This window comes from Streptococcus mitis, from assembly GCF_002096845.1.
GTDB classification, from domain to species: domain Bacteria; phylum Bacillota; class Bacilli; order Lactobacillales; family Streptococcaceae; genus Streptococcus; species Streptococcus mitis_A.
In genome coordinates, this window is the sequence record NZ_NCVK01000010.1 from 1 (window position 1) to 23,274 (window position 23,274).

19 protein-coding genes and 3 tRNA genes are annotated in these 23,274 nt (G+C 34.8%); 12 read left to right on the plus strand and 10 right to left on the minus strand.

All coding sequences use genetic code 11. The annotated features are described in order from the left end of the window. Positions 1-77 precede the first annotated feature (77 nt). The 5 genes from B7695_RS03175 to htrA all read right to left on the minus strand — a co-directional run bounded on the left by B7695_RS03175 (position 78) and on the right by htrA (position 5,221). Positions 78-287 carry a DUF951 domain-containing protein gene (locus tag B7695_RS03175; protein ID WP_084889658.1) on the minus strand — a complete coding sequence of 70 codons (210 nt, stop codon included), beginning with the start codon at positions 285-287 and terminating at the stop codon, positions 78-80. Positions 288-351: 64 nt separating this feature from the next. After that, positions 352-1,488, minus strand: a complete 1,137-nt coding sequence (gene dnaN, locus B7695_RS03180; protein WP_084889743.1) for a DNA polymerase III subunit beta — start codon at positions 1,486-1,488, stop codon at positions 352-354. A gap of 157 nt (positions 1,489-1,645) precedes the next feature. Next, entirely contained in the window at positions 1,646-3,007 is a 1,362-nt protein-coding gene (gene dnaA / locus B7695_RS03185) for a chromosomal replication initiator protein DnaA (RefSeq protein ID WP_084889659.1), read from the minus strand. Positions 3,008-3,223: 216 nt separating this feature from the next. Beyond that, positions 3,224-3,982, minus strand: a complete 759-nt coding sequence (locus B7695_RS03190; RefSeq protein WP_084889660.1) for a ParB/RepB/Spo0J family partition protein — start codon at positions 3,980-3,982, stop codon at positions 3,224-3,226. A gap of 57 nt (positions 3,983-4,039) precedes the next feature. Further along, a complete protein-coding gene (htrA, locus tag B7695_RS03195; protein ID WP_084889661.1) occupies positions 4,040-5,221 on the minus strand; it encodes a serine protease HtrA in 1,182 nt (393 codons plus the stop codon). Between the two features lie 182 nt (positions 5,222-5,403). Between htrA and rlmH the strand changes: the two genes are divergently transcribed. From rlmH to B7695_RS03230, 7 genes are all read left to right on the plus strand, one after another. Further along, a complete protein-coding gene (rlmH, locus tag B7695_RS03200; RefSeq protein ID WP_084889662.1) occupies positions 5,404-5,883 on the plus strand; it encodes a 23S rRNA (pseudouridine(1915)-N(3))-methyltransferase RlmH in 480 nt (159 codons plus the stop codon). A 43-nt stretch (positions 5,884-5,926) separates the two neighbouring features. Next, positions 5,927-6,000 (plus strand) — tRNA-Arg (locus B7695_RS03205). A 165-nt stretch (positions 6,001-6,165) separates the two neighbouring features. Then, positions 6,166-6,291: a competence-stimulating peptide ComC gene (gene comC / locus B7695_RS03210; protein WP_084889663.1), complete on the plus strand. Its 126-nt coding sequence runs from the start codon at positions 6,166-6,168 to the stop codon at positions 6,289-6,291. Positions 6,292-6,311: 20 nt separating this feature from the next. Next, the gene (comD, locus tag B7695_RS03215) at positions 6,312-7,637 is read left to right on the plus strand and encodes a competence system sensor histidine kinase ComD (RefSeq protein ID WP_084889664.1); all 1,326 of its coding nucleotides are present in this window, start codon (positions 6,312-6,314) and stop codon (positions 7,635-7,637) included. Beyond that, positions 7,634-8,386 (plus strand): competence system response regulator transcription factor ComE, encoded by a 753-nt coding sequence (gene comE, locus B7695_RS03220; RefSeq protein WP_000866069.1) that lies wholly within the window; start codon positions 7,634-7,636, stop codon positions 8,384-8,386. The genes comD and comE overlap by 4 nt, the downstream gene beginning before the upstream one ends. A gap of 51 nt (positions 8,387-8,437) precedes the next feature. Continuing rightward, positions 8,438-8,509: transfer RNA gene (locus B7695_RS03225), tRNA-Glu, on the plus strand. 5 nt (positions 8,510-8,514) lie between these two features. Further along, positions 8,515-8,588 (plus strand) — tRNA-Asn (locus B7695_RS03230). Between the two features lie 40 nt (positions 8,589-8,628). Here B7695_RS03230 and B7695_RS03235 read toward each other — a convergent pair. After that, positions 8,629-9,171 carry a TetR/AcrR family transcriptional regulator gene (locus B7695_RS03235; protein WP_084889665.1) on the minus strand — a complete coding sequence of 181 codons (543 nt, stop codon included), beginning with the start codon at positions 9,169-9,171 and terminating at the stop codon, positions 8,629-8,631. Positions 9,172-9,298: 127 nt separating this feature from the next. Between B7695_RS03235 and B7695_RS03240 the strand changes: the two genes are divergently transcribed. Beyond that, the gene (locus B7695_RS03240; protein ID WP_084889666.1) at positions 9,299-11,941 is read left to right on the plus strand and encodes a YhgE/Pip domain-containing protein; all 2,643 of its coding nucleotides are present in this window, start codon (positions 9,299-9,301) and stop codon (positions 11,939-11,941) included. A gap of 28 nt (positions 11,942-11,969) precedes the next feature. Here the strand turns inward: B7695_RS03240 and B7695_RS03245 are convergent, their stop codons facing one another. Both B7695_RS03245 and B7695_RS03250 read right to left on the minus strand, forming a co-directional pair. Next, the gene (locus B7695_RS03245; RefSeq protein WP_084889667.1) at positions 11,970-14,513 is read right to left on the minus strand and encodes a YfhO family protein; all 2,544 of its coding nucleotides are present in this window, start codon (positions 14,511-14,513) and stop codon (positions 11,970-11,972) included. 59 nt (positions 14,514-14,572) lie between these two features. Then, the gene (locus tag B7695_RS03250) at positions 14,573-16,195 is read right to left on the minus strand and encodes an ATP-binding cassette domain-containing protein (protein ID WP_061425837.1); all 1,623 of its coding nucleotides are present in this window, start codon (positions 16,193-16,195) and stop codon (positions 14,573-14,575) included. Positions 16,196-16,400: 205 nt separating this feature from the next. On the opposite strand from B7695_RS03250, the gene trpS reads away from it, so the two are divergent. Together trpS and guaB are read left to right on the plus strand one after the other, a co-directional pair. Next, positions 16,401-17,426: a tryptophan--tRNA ligase gene (trpS, locus tag B7695_RS03255; RefSeq protein ID WP_000165457.1), complete on the plus strand. Its 1,026-nt coding sequence runs from the start codon at positions 16,401-16,403 to the stop codon at positions 17,424-17,426. A 151-nt stretch (positions 17,427-17,577) separates the two neighbouring features. Then, positions 17,578-19,056 (plus strand): IMP dehydrogenase, encoded by a 1,479-nt coding sequence (gene guaB, locus B7695_RS03260; protein ID WP_084889668.1) that lies wholly within the window; start codon positions 17,578-17,580, stop codon positions 19,054-19,056. Between the two features lie 48 nt (positions 19,057-19,104). Here the strand turns inward: guaB and recF are convergent, their stop codons facing one another. Beyond that, entirely contained in the window at positions 19,105-20,202 is a 1,098-nt protein-coding gene (gene recF / locus B7695_RS03265; protein ID WP_084889669.1) for a DNA replication/repair protein RecF, read from the minus strand. 2 nt (positions 20,203-20,204) lie between these two features. Beyond that, positions 20,205-20,573, minus strand: a complete 369-nt coding sequence (yaaA, locus tag B7695_RS03270) for a S4 domain-containing protein YaaA (protein ID WP_061425833.1) — start codon at positions 20,571-20,573, stop codon at positions 20,205-20,207. A 158-nt stretch (positions 20,574-20,731) separates the two neighbouring features. On the opposite strand from yaaA, the gene yfmF reads away from it, so the two are divergent. Together yfmF and yfmH are read left to right on the plus strand one after the other, a co-directional pair. Further along, entirely contained in the window at positions 20,732-21,982 is a 1,251-nt protein-coding gene (gene yfmF, locus B7695_RS03275; RefSeq protein WP_084889670.1) for an EF-P 5-aminopentanol modification-associated protein YfmF, read from the plus strand. After that, positions 21,979-23,262: an EF-P 5-aminopentanol modification-associated protein YfmH gene (yfmH, locus tag B7695_RS03280; RefSeq protein ID WP_084889671.1), complete on the plus strand. Its 1,284-nt coding sequence runs from the start codon at positions 21,979-21,981 to the stop codon at positions 23,260-23,262. Before yfmF ends, yfmH begins: the two co-directional genes overlap by 4 nt. Positions 23,263-23,274 lie beyond the last annotated feature (12 nt).

Genomic DNA, 23,274 nt, shown 5'->3' on the forward strand with positions numbered 1-23,274 from the left:
AACTTACCCTGACACGGATTTCCACTGGTTTTTACAATTTTTATCAGACTAACTTCCACTTGGATTAGCGGTGGAACTTAGTTTGGGAATTTACCGTCAATAATTTTATTCATTTTTCGATCAAAATCATAGCGCCCCATCATGACAACATGGTCACAATTACTGCATTTGATTTTGATATCTGCCCCAACACGTGTAATTTCCCAACGATTGGCTTTTTTTCCTGTTGACTTGATTGTGCAAGCATGTGGTTTTTTCATCTCAACAAAATTTCCAACTTGATACATACTACTCTCCTTTTCTTTTTTGATTATATCATAAAAGAGGCGAGCTAGGCTCAACCTCTTTCACTTAATTTGTACGAACTGGGGTGATAAGTTGCATGAAGTCCTCTTCAGTATCAGCTGGCACAAGAGTAAATGGACGAACAGCTGAGATAAAGCTAATAGTCACCTTTTCGCTATTTAAAGCCTTGAGGGAATCAATCAAGTAAGTTGGGTTGAAACTAATGGTCAAATCTTCACCAGTCACCTGATCAGTATCGATTTCCTCGTTTACTTTACCAACTTCTGGAGAGTGAACATGGGCGCTAACAACTCCACCTTTAATTTCAAGCTTCACAGTACCATTTTGAGTCGCACTTGATAAAAGGCGAGCGCGTTCCATTGACTGACGTAAGTTTACCACATCAAAAGTAATTGTAGTGTTAAAGTCTGTTGGAATCAAACGATCTGTATCAGGATAGTTACCTTCTAACAAACGAGTATAGAAGCTAATATTTTCGCTTCTAAAGAGGATTTGGTTGTTGGCAAAGAAAATCTCTACAGTTTCAATATCATCTGTAAATACCGCTGAAAATTCGCGTAAAGAACGGCTAGGAATCACGACATCAAAATCATCACTATTTTTTTCAAGAGTCAATTTTTTCTGGCTTAGACGATGAGAGTCTGTCGCAACTGTTTTTAGCTCTTTGTGTTGGCTCAATACGAAGTGAACACCTGTCAAAATTGGACGACTTTCTTGTGTACTTGCCGCAAAAGCTGTTTCATTGATAATTTTCTTGAGTAATTTTGTTTCAAGAACCAAAGGAGTGCTTGCTGAAATTTCTTGAATTCGTGGATATTGTTCGCTATCTTTTCCTTTTAGGGTAATTTCTGATTTGCCACTGGTTAAAACAATTTGATTTTGTTCAATTTCTTTAAAATCAAGAGTCACATCAGGTAGACTAGATACCACATTGATAAAGAAAGAGGCTTCAAGAAGAATCGAACCTAAAGAAGTAATTAACAAACCAGCGTCTTCATTTTTTTGAGAAATAAAATTTTCAATTGAAATTTGACCATTTGAACCAATTAAAGTAACACCTTCATTGGTCACGTCAATTTTTACAGTTGATAAAATAGGAATGGCATTTTTAGAACTAATAGCTCTCTTAGTAGTGTTTAATGCTTGTAGAAATAAATTTTTATTAATTGAAAAATGAATCATGGATTCTCCTTTATTTATTTTAGTATTAGAAGGATAATAGTAATAATAGAGTCTGTGAAATCTGTGGAAAACAGACTAAAAGTGAGGCATACCAAGTTTTTTGCCTTGTTTAAAAAATGTGGATAAAAAAGATAAAAAAGCGAAAGTTATCCACAAGTTATTTTATTTTCTTTTTGATTGATTCAATTTCTAAACGTAAATTATCGTCTTCATCAATCAAAGATTTAATTTTTGCATGTGCGTGAATGACTGTTGTATGATCTTTTCCACCAAATTCCTTCCCAATTTTTGGAAGACTATTATCTGTTAGTTCTCTAGATAAATACATGGCTACTTGACGGGCTAAAACAATATTTTGAAGGCGTCTGCTTCCTTTCATTTCTTTGACACTAACTCCATAGAAGTTACCAACTTCATTTTGAATTTTGTCAATTGGGATGACGAGCATTTGGCTAACATCTTGTTTGCGAGCTCTAATAGCTTCTGCAGCAATATCAATAGTGATATCCTTGATTTTTTTTACTTTGGCAATTAAAGTGATGTCGTTGATGGCTCCTTCAAGATCTCGAACATTTGAATCAAATTGCCCAGCTAGGTATTCTAGAGTATCACTTTGGAAATTGTAGCCTAAATGTTCCGTTTTACTTTGTAAAATGGCAATACGTGTTTCAAAGTCAGGGGGTGTGATAGTTTGTGTCAATCCCCAACTAAAGCGCGTGACAAGCCTCTCCTCGAGCCCTTCTAAATGTTTTGGACTACGATCACTCGTTAGGACAATCTGTTTTTGTTTGTCATGAAGGGCGTTAAAGGTATTGAAAAATTCTTCCTGAGTTGCGACTTTTTTTCCGCTGAGTGACTGGATATCATCGATTAACAAAAGATCAAGACTGCGGTAGGTCTTTTTAAACTTTTCCATTTCTCCAAGTCTTAGGTGGTCAAGAAAGTCATTAATAAAACTTTCAGCAGGGATATATTTAACACGCGCATTCGGAATATTTTTTAGAATTTCATTTCCAATAGCGTTTAATAAGTGAGTCTTACCAAGTCCCGGTCCTCCATAGATAAAAAGAGGGTTATAGGTCAGAGCCAAATCTTCAGAGACAGCCAAAGCAGCTGATACAGCCCAAACATTTCCATCCCCTTGGATAAAATTATCAAAGGTATACTTATCTTTTAATCCAGTATCCGAATAAGGAATAGATGATAACTTTGGACTATAGTCATATAAAGTTGAATTTGTAGCTTCTTCAACTTGTGAGATAGTCGTATCTTGAGGTTTTGTGAAAATATAGTGGGGAGTTATTTCAGCATCATAAATCTCAAAACCAGCTACTACAATGATATCTTTTAGTTGTTTTTCCCAGACCATTTCCATTTCAGATCGTGGTAAAAATATAGTAGCAACATTTTCTTCTACCTTGATGAGTTCAGCTTGAATAGCATAGAAATCATACATGGATCGAGTTAGTCTTTCTTGCGCAAATTCTAAGATACGATTCCAAAATTGTTTTTCTTTCAATCCGTTCTCCTCCTTTACTAATTGTTTAAAAGTTTAATGCTAGACTTATTTTACCATAGATAGTAAGAATTTTCCACAAGCTGTGAAAAATAATCCACAATGTTACCAAGTTTTATCCACAGGTTGGGGATAAAATCAGAAACTATTGATTTATTAAGCTTTTTATCGAAAAAAATAGTGGATAAGCTTGTGAGATAAAAAAATAAAAGAACAGCCTTATTTCAGGCTGTTGATAATTCTACTGTATTCTTCTTGATTTGAAAAAGAAATAATGATTTTTCCACTATCTTTTTTAGACAGTTTGATTTCTACATCTAATCCGAGTAGTTTTTTTAACTGTTCTTCTTCATTTTGTATGAAATGATCAGTTTTTTGCTGTTTCTTTTGTTTTTTATCTGTCAGAAGAGCTTCTAATTTCCTTACAGAAATGTCTTCTTCTATAATTCGTTGAAAGAAATAGTCTTGTTGTTCCTTATTCAACCCAACGAGAGAACGCGCATGGGCTTGTGATAGTTTGCCATTCTCTACTTCTGATAGGATGGCATCTGGCAAGGAAAGCAAACGAATGGAGTTGCTGATGTAAGGACGAGACTTGCCCATTTTATCTGCAATTTCAGCATGGGTAAATCCTTTCTCTACGAGAGATTCATAGGCGCGTGCTTCTTCTATTGGATTCAAATTTTCTCTCTGTAAATTTTCAATGATGGACTGGACCATCATCTCCTGGTCTGAAAGTTGTTTAACAACAGCTGGGATAGACCTTAGACCAGCTAAAAGTGAAGCCCGATAGCGTCTCTCTCCTGCAAGGATTTCATAACCAATAACAGGAGATTGACGAACAATAATCGGTTGAATGACCCCATTTTCTTTGATAGACTGTGCTAGTTCATCTAGTTTTTCTCTATCAAATTCTTTTCGAGGTTGATAAGGATTTTTTTGTATATCCGTGATAGAAATCATTTCAAATTTTTCCATGATTATACACTAACACATCTTTTCTCTTATGTAAAGTTTTCTTTACATAGATGTCAATTAAGATTCTAAATCACTTGAATTTTTGTCAAGTTTAATAGATGTAGTTTCTTCTTTACCATTACGATAGTAGGTTATTTTAATGGTGTCTCCGATAGAATGATTGTAAAGAGCACTTTGTAAGTCTGTTGATGAAGCAATGTCTTTGTCATCTACTTTTGTAATAACATCGTATTTTTCAAGGTGACCATTTGCAGGCATATTACTTTGTACAGAACGAACAACTACACCAGATGTTACACTGCTTGGAATATTAAGTCTTCTAACATCACTTGTATTAATATTGGAGAGATTAACCATTTGGATGCCCAAAGCTGGACGAGTCACTTTTCCGTTCTTTTCTAACTGTTCAATAATATTGATAGCATCATTTGCAGGAATTGCGAAACCAAGGCCTTCTACAGAGGTTCCTCCATTTGTGGCAATTTTACTTGATGTAATTCCAATAACCTGTCCTTGAATATTAATCAGTGGTCCACCAGAGTTACCTGGGTTAATAGCAGTATCAGTTTGGATGGCTTTTGTAGAAATGGCTTGTCCATCTTCAGATTTTAAAGATACATTTCGATTGAGACTAGATACGATACCTTGAGTGACAGTATTTGCATATTCAGAACCCAATGGGCTACCAATAGCAATAGCAGTTTCTCCTACAGTTAACTGACTAGAATCACCAAATTCAGCTACTGTAGTCACTTTTTCGGAAGAGATTTTGACGACAGCAATATCAGAGAAAGTATCAGCTCCGACAATTTCTCCAGGTACTTTAGTTCCATCTGACAAACGAATATCTACTTTGCTGGCGCCATTTATAACGTGATTATTGGTTACGATGTAAGCTTCTTTATCATTCTTTTTATAAATAACTCCAGATCCTTCACTAGAGATTTGTTGAGAATCTGTGTCAGTATCATCATTACCAAATACGCTATTTTGTCTGTTTGCTGAATAAGTAATAACAGATACAACAGCATCTTTTACTTTGTTAACAGCCTGTGTTGTTGAATTTTCGTTCTTATAGGCAGTCTGTGTAATGGTGCTATTGTTGTTAGAGTTGCTTACACCACTTTTTTGAGTTAGTTGGTTTATTGAAAAGCTACCCAAGGCTCCACTAATAAAGCTAATGACGATAACGACTAATAATTGAAACCATTTTTTGTAAAATGTTTTTAGATGTTTCATATTTGCCTCCATATTTTTGAATTATTGAAAGTATAAACTGACTAGCTTAATTATAACTTAAACACAAAAGTTTTTCACAGATTGTGGATAACTTTTAAAAATCTGTGATTTTCTAGGTGAAATTTAACCTTTTGTTTTGTGAATAAGATGTGAAAAAATAGAGAATATGTTAGAATAGAGTCATGAAAATTAAAGTTGTAACAGTTGGGAAACTGAAAGAAAAGTATTTAAAAGATGGTATTACAGAGTATTCAAAACGAATTTCTCGATTTGCTAAACTTGAAATGATTGAGCTAGCAGATGAAAAAACACCAGATAAGGCCAGTGATTCAGAAAATCAAAAGATTTTAGAAATAGAAGGTCAGAGAATTTTATCAAAAGTTGGTGACCGTGATTTCGTTATTGTCTTGGCTATCGAAGGGAAAACTTTCTCATCAGAAGAATTTAGTAAGCAGTTAGAAGAAGCTTCTATAAAAGGATTTTCTACTCTTACTTTTATTATTGGAGGGAGTCTGGGATTAGCACAGGATGTAAAAAAGAGAGCCAATCTTTCTGTTAGTTTTGGACGCTTAACCTTGCCCCATCAGTTAATGAGACTAGTCCTTGTTGAACAAATCTATCGCACTTTTACGATTCAGCAAGGCTCGCCCTATCATAAATAGAAAATTGACTTTTAATTGAATTTTTGGTAGAATAATTGTGTTAGGTCTCATAGCTCAGCTGGATAGAGCATTCGCCTTCTAAGCGAACGGTCGCAGGTTCGAATCCTGCTGGGATCAATATAGTAGCAAAGCTGGGAATTTTCCCGGCTTTTTTCTTAAAAAAGTACACTTGGGGAGAAAAAAATGACAGTTGAGAGAATTTTATCTAAAATGTAATTTCATTTTGTATAATAGTTTTTGTAAGTTAGCTTACAAGAAAAAAACGTTTTAGGAGATTTTATTATGAAAAACACAGTTAAATTGGAACAGTTTGTAGCCTTGAAGGAAAAAGACTTACAAAAGATTAAAGGTGGGGAGATGAGGCTGTCAAAAAGCCTCCTTGGTTTTCTTTTCCCAAGAAAAAAGTAATGAAATAAGGGGAAAGAGTAATGAATTTACTTGGATTTGGGACAGTTATTGTTCATTTTTTAATTATTAGTCACAGTTACCGTCTAATTTGTAAAGGTCAAATAAATAGAAAAGAACTATATGTTTTTGGTGCTTATACATTATTAGTAGAAGCAGTACTTGAACTTCCTTTTTACCTCCTATATTTAGATGGGTTAGGGATTGCAAGATTTTTATTTCCTTTGGGCTTATATTTCTATTTTCGATGGATTAAACAGTATGAGAGGGATAGAGGACTATTCCTAAGTTTACTGCTATCTCTTTTATATGAGAGCACTCATAACTTTCTGTCCGTAATGTTCTCCTCTCTAACAGGAGACAATTTTGTTTTACAATATCATGACTCATTCTTTTTCGTTGTAACGTTGTTGACCTATTTTGTTGTTTTAAAAATCATTCATTATTTCCATTTGGAAATAGCCTATTTTGACAAGGACTACCTTTATCCTCTCTTGAAAAAAGTATTTTTTGCCTTACTACTGCTCCATATTGTATCTTTCGTTTCAAATATGGTAAGTACGATTAAACATTTGAATAGTTTTGGAAGTATTTTGTCATCTATTGTCTTTATTTCTCTACTTTTGACCTTCTTTGCAATGAATTCGCATAAAGAACAAATAGAAAAAGAGATTGCTTTGAAGCAGAAGAAATTTGAACAGAAACATTTACAAAACTATACAGATGAAATTGTCGGACTGTATAATGAAATCCGTGGTTTTCGACATGACTATGCTGGAATGCTTGTCAGCATGCAGATGGCAATTGACAGTGGTAATTTACAGGAAATTGACAGAGTTTACAATGAAGTTTTGGTCAAAGCTAATTACAAACTGCGTTCAGATAAGTACACTTACTTTGATTTGAACAACATAGAAGATTCAGCTTTACGAAGTTTGGTTGCTCAGTCAATTGTTTATGCTCGAAATAATGGTGTAGAGTTTACACTGGAAGTAAAAGATACGATTACCAAGCTCCCAATTGAACTATTGGATTTGGTTCGTATCATGAGCGTTTTATTGAATAATGCTGTCGAAGGATCGGCTGATAGTTATAAAAAGCAGATGGAAGTAGCAGTTATTAAGATGGAAACTGAAACAGTTATTGTGATTCAGAATTCATGTAAAATGACGATGACTCCTTCAGGAGATCTATTTGCTTTAGGATTCTCCACTAAGGGAAGAAATCGCGGGGTAGGATTAAATAATGTGAAAGAACTACTAGATAAGTACAACAACATCATTTTAGAAACAGAGATGGAAGGCAGTACATTTAGACAAATTATTAGATTTAAGAGGGAATTTGAATGAAAGTTTTAATTTTAGAAGATGTTATTGAACATCAAGTGAGACTAGAAAGAATATTGGATGAAATTTCGAAAGAATCGAATATTCCAATATCATACAAGACAACGGGAAAAGTCCGTGAATTTGAAGAATACATTGAAAACGATGAAGTAAATCAGCTTTATTTCCTAGATATCGATATTCATGGAATTGAGAAAAAAGGATTTGAGGTTGCTCAGCTCATTCGTCATTACAATCCTTACGCTATTATCGTCTTTATCACCAGTCGATCAGAGTTTGCGACTCTTACCTATAAATACCAGGTATCAGCCCTAGATTTTGTTGATAAGGATATCAATGATGAGATGTTTAAGAAGAGAATTGAGCAAAATATTTTCTACACGAAGAGTATGTTACTTGAAAATGAAGATGTTGTAGATTATTTTGATTACAATTACAAGGGGAATGATTTAAAAATTCCTTACCATGATATTTTGTATATTGAAACGACAGGGGTCTCTCATAAATTACGCATTATTGGTAAGAATTTTGCAAAAGAGTTCTATGGAACAATGACAGATATTCAGGAAAAGGACAAACATACTCAGCGATTTTATTCTCCTCATAAGTCATTTTTGGTAAATATAGGCAATATCAGAGAAATTGACCGAAAGAATCTAGAAGTTGTTTTCTATGAAGATCATCGTTGTCCTATTTCAAGATTAAAAATTAGAAAATTAAAAGATATTCTAGAGAAAAAATCTCAAAAGTGATTGACAATTAGTAAGAAATTGATATAATGGTTATATCTGCTACAGATAGAAGGTCCGTTGGTCAAGGGGTTAAGACACCGCCTTTTCACGGCGGTAACACGGGTTCGAATCCCGTACGGACTATTTTATCCGCCATAGCTCAGTTGGTAGTAGCGCATGACTGTTAATCATGATGTCGTAGGTTCGAGTCCTACTGGCGGAGTATAGATAAAAGGGAACACAACTGTGTTCCTCTTTTTGTATCAATTTGTATCACCAAGCATCTTCATAAGGAAGTTTGTTATTTCTTGAGGACTTTCTTTTTTTCCATGTGCAATCCAAGTTTGACAGACACCAAAAAGTGCATGAGTTAGATAGATGCTACTATATTCTAATTCAGTGGTATTGAGATTTAGTTGCATAAATCGCTTTTGTAAATCTGTGCTGAGCATGATATGAAGTTTATTTCGTAAGAAATTTTGAATTTCTTTAGTCCCGTTTTCAGAAAGCAGAGCAGCCAGAAGTGGTTCTGACTCTAGATATTCAAATACTTCTAAAATAGCATCTTTTTTGTGATGAGCATGTTTTTGAAAAATATATTCAAATGTATGGAATAGCTTACTTTGATAGTGCTCAATCATATCATACTTATCCTTATAGTGCGTATAGAAGCTGGAACGACTAATTCCGGCTTTTTCTGCTAACTTGACAGTAGAAATTTGATCAAATGGTTGTTCCATTAGTAATTGTACCATAGCATTTTCAATAGTTCGCTTTGTTTTTAAGCGTTTGTTACTTTCTTGCATATTTCCTTCTTGTAAACAAATTAGACTATATGTCTAAAAATAGATTTTTTATCTTGTAATTTAGATTTTTTAATGTATAATCTATTATATCAAAATTTTAGACAATATGTTTAAAAAAGGAGAAACTATGTTTAAAGAATGGAAAGCAATTTTTAAAAAACCAATCTTTATTATTGTCATGATAGGGATTTCTCTTATTCCAGCTCTGTACAATATCATATTTTTATCCTCAATGTGGGATCCATATGGGAAATTATCGGACTTACCTGTGGCAGTTGTCAATAATGATAAAGAGGCTTCCTATAATGGTAATAGCATGTCTATAGGAAAAGACATGGTGTCCAATTTAAAAGAAAATAAAACCTTGGATTTTCATTTTGTAGATGAAGAAGAAGGTAAGAAGGGTTTAGAAAATGGCGATTACTATATGGTAGTAACTTTACCAAGTGATTTATCTGAAAAAGCAGCTTCTATTTTAACGGATCATCCAGAGCAAATGCAAATCGATTATCATACTTCAAGTGGTCATAGTTTTATTGCTAGCAAGATGAGCGATTCTGCTATGACACAATTAAAGCAGAATGTTTCTACCAATGTAACCGAGACCTATACTAAAGCTTTATTCAATAAAATGGTCGATTTAAAGGATGGTATGAGTCAAGCAGCTTCAGGTAGTGAAAAATTAACTGATGGAGCTAATCAATTAGTGACAGGAAGTCAAACATTGACTACTAACCTACACTCTTTAGCAGATTCAAGTTTAACATTTTCAAATGGAACGGAGCAGTTTACTAAAGGATTATCCTCTTATGTTTCTGGTGTTGAACAACTTCATCTTGGCTTAGGGAATTTTAATAGTGGTTTAGTTACATATACTGGTGCAGTGAGTCAATTAGATAGTGGGTTAGGTCAATTAGCTTCTAAAAGTCCTGAATTAGTAGGAGGAATCAATCAATTATATACTGGTGTAGAAGCCTATACTGGCGGTGTTTCTCAGCTCAATACTGGTCTTAATCAACTTTCATCTGGTGTTAGTGCCTATACAAATGGAGTGGGAAATCTTGCAACAGGTGCTAGTCAGTTATCTAATCAATCAGCTACCCTTCGAATGGGGGTGGAGCAATTAAGTGAAGGGATTCAACAACTTTCTAGCAAGTTAGATGCTTCGTCTGGGAAAAAAGATCAAATTAATCAATTATCTTCTGGTCTGAATCAGTTAAATCAAGTTATTCAAAATATTGATGTTGAAGATACAAAACAATTAGATTCTGTTTTATCAAGTATAGTATCTCTTTCTAATCAAATGTTAGCAAGTGTTCAGTCTGAAAAAGCAACTACATTAGCCAATATTCAATCGACAGCAGCTTACCAATCATTGACAAGTGAGCAACAAGCTGAGATAAGCGCTTCTGTATCTCAAAATTCGACTGATAGTATTCAATCAGCTCAGTCAATTATAGCTTTAGTACAAGGTTTACAGGGAAGTTTAGAAAACTTACAAAATCAATCTTCAAATCTTTCGACTTTAAAAAATCAAGCTAATAAAGTATTACCGCTTGCTTCTACTTCTTTGACAGGATTGTCAAGTGGATTAACAGAGATACAAGGAGCTGTTACTAGTAAATTAGTTCCTGACAGTCAGTCGATTGCATTAGGTGTAAACGCATATACTGCAGGTGTTGATAAAATTTCTCAAGACGCAAGTCAACTAAGTGAAAAAAATGCCACCTTGACAGGTAGTTTGGATCAACTAGTTTCAGGCTCAACTACCTTGACACAAAAATCTTCTAACTTGACAGCAGGAGTTAGTCAATTAGTTGAAAAAACTCCAAAATTAGTGTCTGGTATTGAAAAATTATCAACTGGCTCCAATCAATTGAATCAAAAGAGTCAAGAATTGATAGCAGGAGTTGATAAATTGCAGTCAGGCTCTAGCCAACTAGCTGACAAATCTAGTCAGTTAATTTCAGGTGCTTCTCAATTAGAAAGTGGAGCTAATAAATTGGCAGATGGAGCTGGGAAACTAGCAGAAGGTGGAACAAAGTTAGCTTCTGGATTGGAAGGTTTACAGACAGGAGTTGTTTCTTTAGGACAAGGACTAAGTAATGCTAGTGATCAACTTAAATCAGCATCAACGGAATCTAAAAATGCAGAGATTTTGTCAAATCCACTCAATCTTTTCAAAACAGACAATGACCAAGTTCCTGTAAATGGAATCGCAATGGCTCCTTATATGATATCAGTTGCTCTTTTTGTTGCAGCAATATCAACAAATATGATCTTTGCGAAGTTGCCTTCAGGACGTCATTCAGAGAGCCGTTGGGCTTGGTTGAAATCTCGAGCTGAAATAAATGGTATTATAGCTGTTTTAGCAGGAATTTTGGTATATGGAGGAGTTCATCTTATTGGTTTAATTGCAAATCATGAGATGAGAACATTTATTCTCATTATCCTAACAAGTTTAGTATTCATGTCCATGGTGACCGCTTTAACAACATGGAATAACCGTATAGGAGCTTTCTTCTCTCTTATTTTGCTTTTATTACAGTTAGCATCAAGTGCAGGTACCTATCCACTTGCTTTGACAAATGATTTCTTTAGAACTATTAATCCTTGGTTACCAATGAGTTATTCGGTTTCGGGATTACGACAAACAATTTCTATGACAGGGAATATTCATTATCAAGTCATTTTCCTTGCTGTGATACTAGCTCTATTTACTGGTTTAGGTATGCTAGCATACCAACCTAAGAAAATGGAAGAAGATTAAAAAATCGACCGATTAACTGGTCGATTTTTTATGTCTTAGATGGCTTTCGTTTGTGATTATAGATTCCAAATATTAAAAGAGAAGTAAAGGAACAGATTGCTCCAGTAATAAACCCATTGGGAATGAAGGAAAGTGTAATAGTTCCTTTTCCCTTAGGAACGTCAACTTTCATAAAACCAGTTTGAGCTTGTTTAATTTCTATTTTCTTACCATCTTGGTAGGCAGACCATCCTTTGTCATAAGGAATGGTGAAGAAAATAGATGTATCTTGTTTGACATCATATGTAGCAAAGACCTTATTTTTAGAAGTTGATACTGTGACAGGTTGTTCTTTAATTTTTTGAATTGCCTCGGTGAAAGTTTTGATATCTAAACGATAGAAGGTAGGAGATTCAAATGATACTTGTGGATTTCCAGGGAAACTAACATTAATATTGAAAGTTTTTTTCTCTTTAGTATATCCTAGATTAAAGAAGGAGAAGACATTATCAGTTGTAAAAGTTTTCTTTTCCCCATTGACAAGGATGTCAACTTTCTTTTGTTTATCATTAGAAAAGTGAAGGTTTGTGAAAGAAAGATAAACTTGGCTGTTTTCTGGCACTTCAATTTGATACTGGATTGCTGCATCCTCATTTGAAGAGCTTGTGACACTAATCAAATCATTAGTATTTTCTGTTTTGTCATAAGGGATTGGAGAAAAATAATCAAAATCGACGTTAGCAAGTTGATTTAAAAATGAGGCCTGATTATCCAAGGTATGTTCATTGAACTTGACATCATTGTAAACAGATTGACTAGCAAAGGCAATCGGGAGAGAGAATTGATTTTCATATAGGGTAAGATTATCTTTTTGATAGATATCTTTAAAACCATATTTATCAATAGGACTGTCTGAGATATTGTACTGGATACCAAATAAACTATCAGCCAAAATACTATTATTGGTATAACGGAGATTTAGATTAGTCCCAGAGGATTTAAAACCAAGTTTATCCAAAGTAGAGCTTGCTGAACGATTTCGAACAGATGAAAATTGAGAGATTCCATTATAGTTGAATTTCATACTGTCATTTCCTGTCTGAGTTTGTAGTTTTTCAGTACGAGTAAATTGATTTCCAATATATGTTGAGAAAGATTCCATAGCTGGGATATCTCGATTATATGCATTTCGAGAAGCAAAACCCCATTCCTTAGCAATTCCGTCTATTTGAGATGAAGCATTTAAACTCATTTCAACCATTATAAATAAAGAGATTAGAATGGCAAATAGATTTACAGAGATAAATTTTTTGATAACTGCAAGGAGTAAAAGAGAATAGACAACTAAAAATTCAAGAGTAAGCAGAATATTCAAATCTGTTAAAAAAGAATAATGTGATTTTAGATAGATGGTAGCTAAAAATCCTGCTACTACAAGAAAAAGCGAAACTAAAAAATTCCAGACTTTAAGTTCTTTCAGACGATTTAAGACTTCTGCTGCTGTGTAAATTAACAAGGTAGAGAAAATCCAAGCATAGCGATGTAAAAACATGTTTGGAGTATGCATGCCTTGCCAAAATAAATCAAGAGCTTCTATATAAAAGCTTGCAATTAGAAATGCAAAGAAAATTGCATAGATAAGTTTCACGTGAAACTTAATAGATTTCATCGTAAAAAATAAAATAGTCAAAATAAAGGGAAGTAGTCCAACAAAAATCATTGGGATGGCCCCATACTTTGTTGTGTCAAAGGAACCGATGAATTGTTTAGCAAAGAGATCAAGATACCAGCTACTTTCAGTTTGAAACTTTGTAATTTCAGTTAATTTTTCCCCATGTGTCTGTAAATCAAACAGAGTAGGAAGAGTCAGAATCAAACTAGCCATACCAGCTAAAAAGGAGGTCACAACAAAATCAAGAACAGATGATTTTCGGGTTTTAAAGTTCCACGAAATTTGACAGAGATACCAGAAAATAAGAAATAATGCTGTCATATATCCAAAATAATAGTTTTGGATAAATAAGATTGACAGACTTGTAAAGTACAATATGAATTTCTTTTCAGTGATAAGTAGCTGTAAACCAGTTATAATTAAAGGAATCAAGATAAAAACATCTAGCCAGGTTTTTATCTCTAATTGACTGACAGTGAAACTCATCAGAGCATAGGAAGTAGATAAAGCTAGTTTTAAAGGCTTAGGAATCGATTGAAATAATTTATTTAAACTAAAGTAAGTTGACAGTCCAATCAATCCAAATTTTAAGAGAGTTGTCAGATAGACAGCATCTGGCATATTCGTTAGATCAAAAAAGTAAACTAGTGGTGAAAGGAAACTACCCAAGTAATAACTAGATAGGGCATAGAAATTCAATCCGAGGCCACTTGTAAAGGTGTAGAACAAACTACCATTTCCGTGTAGGATATTTCTTAGAGCTATATCAAAAATAACGTATTGATGAAACCCATCTCCTAATAGTGGAGATGTATCGCTATTCCAGTAGATACCTTGAGATAGATATACTCCTATCATAATGATTATGGGAATGATGAAAGAAACAAAATAGGTCCAGTATGTTTTAAAAAATAATTTCATGTTACCTCATAAAATGTTAGAAAACTCAGCTGGTTAACCCAACTGAGTTTTGAATTTTTTTAGTCTTTCCAAAGTTCTTTAACTTTTGCTTGTACTTCTGCATTCTCTAGGAATTCATCATAGGTTTCATCGATACGGTCAATGACGCCATTTTTAGACAAGACAATGATATGGTTGGCTAGAGTTTGAATAAACTCGTGGTCATGGCTGGCAAAGATGATTGATTCTTTAAAGTTTTTCAATCCATCATTCAAGCTTGAGATAGATTCCAAGTCCAAGTGATTGGTTGGATCATCAAGTACAAGGACATTTGATTTTAAGAGCATGAGTTTTGAAAGCATGACACGAACTTTTTCTCCCCCTGACAAGACATTTACAGGTTTGTTAACCTCATCTCCAGAGAAGAGCATACGGCCGAGGAAGCCACGTAGGAAAGTATTGTCATCTTCTTCTTTACTTGCGAATTGACGCAACCAGTCAAGGATTGACTCTCCTCCTGCAAAATCTGCCGAGTTATCTTTTGGCAAGTAAGAACGGCTAGTAGTTACTCCCCACTTGACAGTTCCTTCATAGTCAATGTCCCCCATGATTGCACGAATTAATGCAGTCGTTTGGATGTCATTTTGTCCAATAAGCGCTGTCTTATCACCTGGACGCAAGATAAAGTTGATGTTATCTAAAATAGTCTCACCATCAATCTTTACAGTTAGATTTTCCACTGTCAAGAGGTCATTACCAATTTCACGTTCCGCTTTAAAGTTGATAAATGGATATTTACGACTAGATGGCACAATTTCTTCAAGTTCAATTTTATCAAGCATTTTCTTACGTGATGTTGCTTGTCTTGATTTAGAAGCATTAGCAGAGAAACGAGCAACGAACTCTTGCAATTGTTTAATTTTTTCTTCTGCTTTGGCATTACGGTCTGCTAGCAATTTAGCAGCGAGTTCAGAAGATTCCTTCCAGAAGTCATAGTTTCCGACATAGAGTTTTATTTTTCCAAAGTCAAGGTCGGCCATGTGAGTACATACTTTGTTTAAGAAGTGACGGTCGTGGGATACTACGATAACGGTGTTATCAAAGTCAATCAAGAAGTCTTCTAACCAAGTAATAGATTGGATGTCTAAACCGTTGGTAGGCTCGTCCAAAAGAAGGACATCTGGTTTACCAAAAAGTGCTTTGGCTAGGAGAACCTTTACTTTCTCACCGTTAGCCAATTCACTCATATTTTGATAGTGCAATTCTTCTGGGATATTTAGGTTTTGAAGGAGTTGAGAGGCTTCACTTTCTGCTTCCCAGCCTCCAAGCTCGGCAAACTCTCCTTCAAGTTCGGCAGCACGGACTCCGTCCTCATCTGAGAAATCTTCCTTCATGTAGATGGCATCTTTCTCTTTCATGATGCTATAAAGTTTTTCATTTCCCATGATAACAACATCAATGGCACGTTCATCTTCATAGTCAAAGTGATTTTGACGAAGAACAGAGAGACGTTCATCTGGACCAAGAGAGATGTGACCAGTAGTAGGTTCGATATCTCCAGCTAAAATTTTTAAAAAGGTTGATTTTCCGGCACCATTAGCACCAATTAATCCGTAAGTATTTCCTTCTGTAAATTTGATATTGACATCATCAAAAAGTTTGCGATCACTAAAACGTAGTGAAACATCAGATACTGTAAGCAATGTTTTTCTCCTATATGTGTAATATATTTATTCTACTAGAAAATACGGAAATATTCAAATTTTTATCTGTCAATTTTGTGTAAATTAAATTTACAGCACACTTTACAGAAATCTGTAAATAGCAAGGCTGATTTATTTTGATAAATTACGGTTATTTCATTAAAAAAATGCTATAATTGAAGGGACCATATCGAAGGAGAATAAAATGACTAAACCCATTATTTTAACAGGAGACCGTCCAACAGGAAAATTGCATATTGGACATTATGTTGGAAGTCTCAAAAATCGAGTATTATTACAGGAAGAGGATAAGTATGATATGTTTGTGTTCTTGGCTGACCAACAAGCCTTGACAGATCATGCCAAAGATCCTCAAACTATTGTAGAGTCTATCGGAAATGTGGCTTTGGATTATCTTGCAGTTGGATTGGATCCAAGTAAATCAACTATCTTTATTCAAAGCCAAATTCCAGAATTAGCTGAGTTGTCTATGTATTATATGAATTTGGTGTCATTAGCACGTTTGGAGCGTAATCCAACTGTTAAGACAGAAATTGCTCAGAAAGGATTTGGAGAAAGCATTCCGACAGGATTCTTAGTCTATCCAATAGCTCAAGCAGCTGACATTACAGCTTTCAAGGCTAACTATGTTCCTGTTGGGACAGACCAAAAACCAATGATTGAGCAAACTCGCGAGATTGTTCGTTCTTTTAATAATGCATATAACTGTGATGTCTTGGTAGAGCCGGAAGGTATTTATCCAGAAAATGAGAGAGCAGGGCGTTTGCCTGGTTTAGATGGAAATGCTAAAATGTCTAAATCACTCAATAATGGTATTTATTTAGCTGATGATGCGGATACTTTGCGTAAAAAAGTAATGAGTATGTATACAGATCCAGATCATATTCGTGTTGAGGATCCAGGTAAAATTGAAGGAAATATGGTTTTCCATTATCTAGATGTTTTTGGTCGTCCAGAAGATGCTCAAGAAATCGCTGACATGAAAGAACATTATCAACGAGGTGGTCTTGGTGATGTGAAGACCAAGCGTTATTTACTTGAAATATTAGAACGTGAACTGGGTCCTATTCGTGAGCGCCGTATCGAATTTGCTAAGGATATGGGAGAAGTTTATAATATGCTTCAAAAAGGTAGTGAAAGAGCGCGTGAAGTTGCGGGTCAAACCCTATCTGAGGTTAAAGGGGCAATGGGACTTCATTACTTTAACTAAGTTTATTTTACAAGAAACTATCATTTCTATCTCGAAGAAAAGATAGTTTTTTATTTACCCCTGTAACATTTGACAAATTTTTATAGAATGGTATGATAGATACAATATAAAAAGAGTCAAGCTCAAAAATAAAGAAAAGAGGAAACTTCGAATGTCTAATTGGGACACTAAATTTTTGAAAAAAGGTTTTACCTTTGATGATGTATTGCTTATTCCAGCTGAAAGTCATGTGTTGCCTAACGATGCAGATTTAACAACTAAATTGGCAGATAATTTGACTTTAAATATCCCAATTATTACCGCTGCTATGGACACAGTAACAGAGAGTCAAATGGCCATTGCTATTGCTCGTGCAGGCGGTCTCGGAGTTATCCATAAAAACATGTCAATTTCTCAACAAGCAGAAGAAGTTCGCAAGGTAAAACGTTCTGAAAATGGAGTTATTATTGATCCGTTCTTCTTGACACCTGAACATACAATTGCTGAAGCTGATGAGCTTATGGGACGTTACCGTATCAGTGGTGTTCCAGTTGTTGAAACACTTGAAAATCGTAAATTAGTTGGTATTTTGACAAACCGAGATCTTCGTTTTATTTCAGACTATAACCAACCAATCTCAAATCATATGACTAGTGAAAATCTTGTTACTGCTCCTGTGGGTACAGATCTTGCAACAGCTGAGAGTATTCTTCAAGAACACCGTATTGAAAAGCTTCCTTTGGTAGATGAAGAAGGTCGTCTTTCTGGTTTGATTACTATCAAAGATATTGAAAAAGTTATTGAGTTTCCAAATGCTGCTAAAGATGAGTTTGGTCGTCTACTAGTTGCAGGTGCAGTAGGTGTTACTTCAGATACATTTGAACGTGCAGAGGCTCTTTTTGAAGCAGGAGCGGATGCGATTGTTATTGATACTGCACATGGTCATTCTGCAGGTGTTTTGCGTAAAATTGCTGAGATTCGTGCTCATTTCCCAGATCGTACTTTGATTGCTGGAAATATTGCTACTGCTGAAGGTGCACGTGCCCTTTATGAAGCAGGTGTAGACGTTGTCAAGGTTGGTATTGGACCAGGTTCTATCTGTACTACTCGTGTGATTGCTGGTGTTGGTGTTCCACAAGTAACAGCTATCTATGATGCTGCAGCTGTTGCGCGTGAATATGGTAAAACGATCATTGCTGACGGTGGAATCAAGTATTCTGGAGATATTGTAAAAGCCCTTGCTGCAGGTGGAAATGCAGTTATGCTTGGATCAATGTTTGCTGGAACTGATGAAGCTCCAGGCGAAACTGAAATCTTCCAAGGACGTAAGTTCAAGACTTATCGTGGTATGGGATCAATTGCTGCTATGAAGAAAGGTTCAAGCGATCGTTACTTCCAAGGTTCTGTCAATGAAGCAAACAAACTCGTTCCAGAAGGAATTGAAGGTCGTGTTGCTTATAAAGGTGCTGCAGCTGATATTGTCTTCCAAATGATTGGTGGTATTCGTTCTGGTATGGGTTACTGTGGTGCAGCTAACCTTAAAGAACTACACGATAATGCTCAATTTATTGAAATGTCTGGTGCTGGTTTGAAAGAGAGCCATCCTCATGATGTACAAATTACTAATGAGGCACCAAATTATTCTATGTAAAAAAATGAAAAGAACTCCAGTAAAAACAGGAGTTCTTTTAAAATGTTGTCAATTTTCATTTACAGTAACTTTACCATCCTGAATAGTGAAGATACTTAGATTTTCTGGCAGATTTTGAAGATGATCTAAGCTTGTTGTTGTGATAAAGGTTTGGATTGAATGAGAAATCGTTTCTAATAATTTTAACTGTCTAGTGTTGTCAAGTTCACTCATAACATCGTCAAGCAATAATATCGGAGATTCTGTAGTAATACTTTCCATTAATTCGATTTCTGCTAATTTTATAGAAAGGACGAGACTACGATGTTGGCCTTGACTTCCGAAACTAGCATCCATCTCATTTATATAAAAAGAAATATCATCTCGATGAGGCCCAACACCAGTATTCTTTTTAAATAAATCTCTGGACCTACTTTTTTCTAAAGCAATTTTGAAAGATTCTGATAACTCTGCTTTGTCAATTGGCTTTACAGAAGATTGATAGGATATTGACAGTTCTTCAATCTGATTAGAAAGTTCAAAATGTTTCTTACGGCCAAAATGCTCTAGTTTTTTAATAAAATCTAAGCGGTGATTCATTACACGACATCCATAATCAACTAGCTGATCATCTAGTACTGAAAGGAAGGTTTCATCTATTGTTTGAGCTGATTTTAAATAGGTATTTCTTTGCTTAAGAATATGGTTATAATTGGTTAAATCTGATAAATAGATTGGTTTAATTTGTCCAAGCTCCATATCAATAAATTTTCGTCGAACTGAAGGTGCTCCTTTAATTAGTTGTAAATCTTCAGGAGCAAATAAGACAACATTCATATGTCCGACATAATCTGAAAGGCGTGCCTGTTTTAAATGATTAACTTTTGTCACACGCCCTTTTTGTGTTAGTTCAATTTCGAGAGGAATGGCTCCATTTTTTTTCTGAACAAGACCTGAAAGATGAAGCTGTTCCTCATCAAAATGAATGAGATTTTTATCTGTTCGAGTTCGATGACTACGCGTTAAGGCTAAAAAATAGATAGCCTCTAACATATTTGTTTTACCTTGCGCATTGCGTCCTAAAAAGACATTTAATTTAGGATTAAAGTCTATTTTCGTCTCTTTATAGTTACGAAAAGTCTTGAGAGATAGGTGTTGTAGCCACATGATTATCTACCAGGGAATCGCGGAGCTTGTTTGCTTTTTGGTGATGAAGCAGGTTTCGATTTGTCTTTTTTTACTCCCTTATTCATCTCTTTGACGAGTTTAGTGATTCGTTCTTTTTCAACTTTATCAGCTTGGTATTCATCTTGCTCCTCAGAAGTAGGTCGTGTCAACAAGATGTCAATATTCATGTCAGGGATGTCAATTTTATCGCCAATACGAAGTTTTTTACCGCGACGACTCTCTAATTCCCCATTAAAGTAAACAGAATGTTCAGAGAGAAATGATTTGATAGCTCCTCCGCTATGTGTAATTCCAAGTTCTTTGAGTAGTGCTTGGAGGGTAATAAATTCTTCAAATAATTTGTATTCCATAATTCACCTCAATCTTTGGTATTATACCATATTTTCCTAAAAATAGTGAGAGAAATAGGGAGAAATGTAAGCGATTTTTATTTCAAAAGTGTTACAGAGAACAAGAAAATTTCAGGTTTTCGTGATATAATAGAAGTCTGTATATAAGGAGGTAAATCATGGAGTTAGTGCATGGAATTTCAACACATTTTATCCAATCAAAAAAGTTTAAAACGAACAAAATCGCCGTGCGTTTTACCGCTCCATTGTCCCTTGATACGATTGCAGGTCGCATGTTGAGTGCGAGTATGCTAGAGACTGCTAATCAGATGTACCCCACTTCTCAAGATTTGAGGAGACATTTAGCCAGTCTATACGGCACAGATATGTCAACTAATTGTTTCAGAAGAGGGCAAAGTCATATTGTAGAATTGACATTTACCTATGTTCGTGATGAGTTTTTAAGTAGGAAAAATGTGCTAACTTCTCAGATTTTGGAACTAGTAAAAGAAACTCTTTTTTCACCCATGCTAGTTGATAATGGATTTGATCCGTCCTTATTTGAAATTGAGAAAAAGCAATTGCTAGCAAGTTTAGCAGCTGATATGGATGATTCTTTTTATTTTGCACATAAAGAATTGGATAAATTGTTTTTTCATGATGAACGTCTCCAATTGGAATATAGTGATTTACGAAATCGTATTTTAGATGAAACTCCACAAAGTTCTTATTCTTGTTTCCAAGAATTTTTGGCCAATGATCGAATCGATTTCTTTTTCCTAGGTGATTTTAATGAAGTTGAAATTCAAAATGTATTAGAATCATTTGGCTTTAAAGGTCGAGAAGGAGATGTGACGGTTCAGTATTGTCAGCCTTATTCCAATATCCTGCAAGAAGGTATGGTTCGGAAAAATGTGGGACAATCCATTTTGGAATTAGGTTATCATTGCCCTTCTGAATATGGCGATGAGCAACATTTACCCATGATTGTAATGAATGGTTTACTGGGTGGATTTGCTCACTCTAAACTATTTACAAATGTCCGTGAAAATGCTGGATTGGCTTATACTATTTCAAGTCAGCTCGATTTATTTAGTGGATTCTTGAGGATATATGCTGGTATCGATCGAGAAAATCGGAACCAGGCTCGTAAAATGATGAATAATCAACTGCTTGATTTAAAAAAAGGATATTTTACAGAACTTGAGTTAGAGCAGACCAAAGAAATGATTCGTCGGTCTTTATTACTTTCTCAAGATAATCAAGGTTCATTGATTGAACGTACTTATCAAAATGCCTTACTTGGAAAATCCTCAGCAGACTTTAAAAGTTGGATTGCAAATCTCGAGCAAGTTGACAAAGATGCTATTTGTAGAGCAGCTAATAATGTGAAACTACAGGCGATTTACTTTATGGAAGGAATAGAATGACAAAGGTTGTTTTTGAAGAAAAATACTATCCAGCTGTAAAAGAAATGGTTTATCGAACTCGTTTGTCAAATGGATTGACAGTTGCTCTTTTACCTAAAAAGGAATTTAAAGAGGTTTACGGGAGTGTAACTGTACAGTTTGGTTCGGTAGATACGCTTGTCACAGAAGTTGACGGAGATGTAAAACAATATCCTGCAGGAATTGCTCATTTTCTTGAACATAAATTGTTTGAGAGAAAAGATTCTAGCGATTTGATGTCAGCTTTTACGAGTCTAGGTGCAGATAGTAATGCCTTTACAAGCTTTACAAAAACAAGTTATCTTTTTTCAGCAACGGATCATTTTTTAGAAAATTTAGAGTTACTTGATGAATTGGTAACATCAGCACATTTTACTGAAGATTCCATTTTAAGAGAGCAGGATATTATTCAGCAAGAACGAGAAATGTATCAAGATGATCCAGATTCGTGTTTATTCTTTTCAACTTTAGCGAATTTGTATCCTGACACACCTTTAGCAACTGATATAGTTGGAAGTGAGGAGTCCATTGCCCAAATCAATCTAACTAATTTGCAAGAAAATTTTACAAGGTTTTACAAACCTGTAAACATGTCTCTGTTTTTAGTTGGTAATTTTGATGTGGATCAAGTACAGGACTATTTTGAAAGAAAAGAACTGGAAGATTTAGATGTTCAGGAAGTAGTAAGAGAAAAAATTGTTTTACAGGCTGTAAAGCAAACAGACAGTATGAGAATGGAAGTATCTTCTCCCAAACTAGCGATTGGAGTTAGAGGTAAGCGAGAAGTTGCTGAGGCGGATTGCTATCGACATCATATTTTATTAAAATTATTGTTTGCAATGATGTTTGGTTGGACTTCGGATCGTTTTCAAAAATTATATGAATCAGGTAAAATTGACACATCCTTATCTCTTGAAGTTGAAGTTACAAGTCGCTTTCATTTTGTTATGTTGACAATGGATGCGAAAGAGCCAGTTGCTTTATCTCATCAATTTAGGAAGGCCATTCGTAATTTTACAAAGGATTTAGATATTACAGAGGATCATTTAGATATTATCAAAAGAGAGATGTTTGGAGAATTTTTCAGTAGCATGAACTCTCTTGAATTTATTGCAACGCAATATGATGCTTTTGAACATGGTGAGACAATTTTTGATTTACCAAAGATTTTACAGGAAATTACTTTAGAGGATGTCCTTGATGCTGGACATCATTTAATAGATGATGGTGACATAGTTGATTTTACAATATTCCCATCGTAGTAACCTATCATA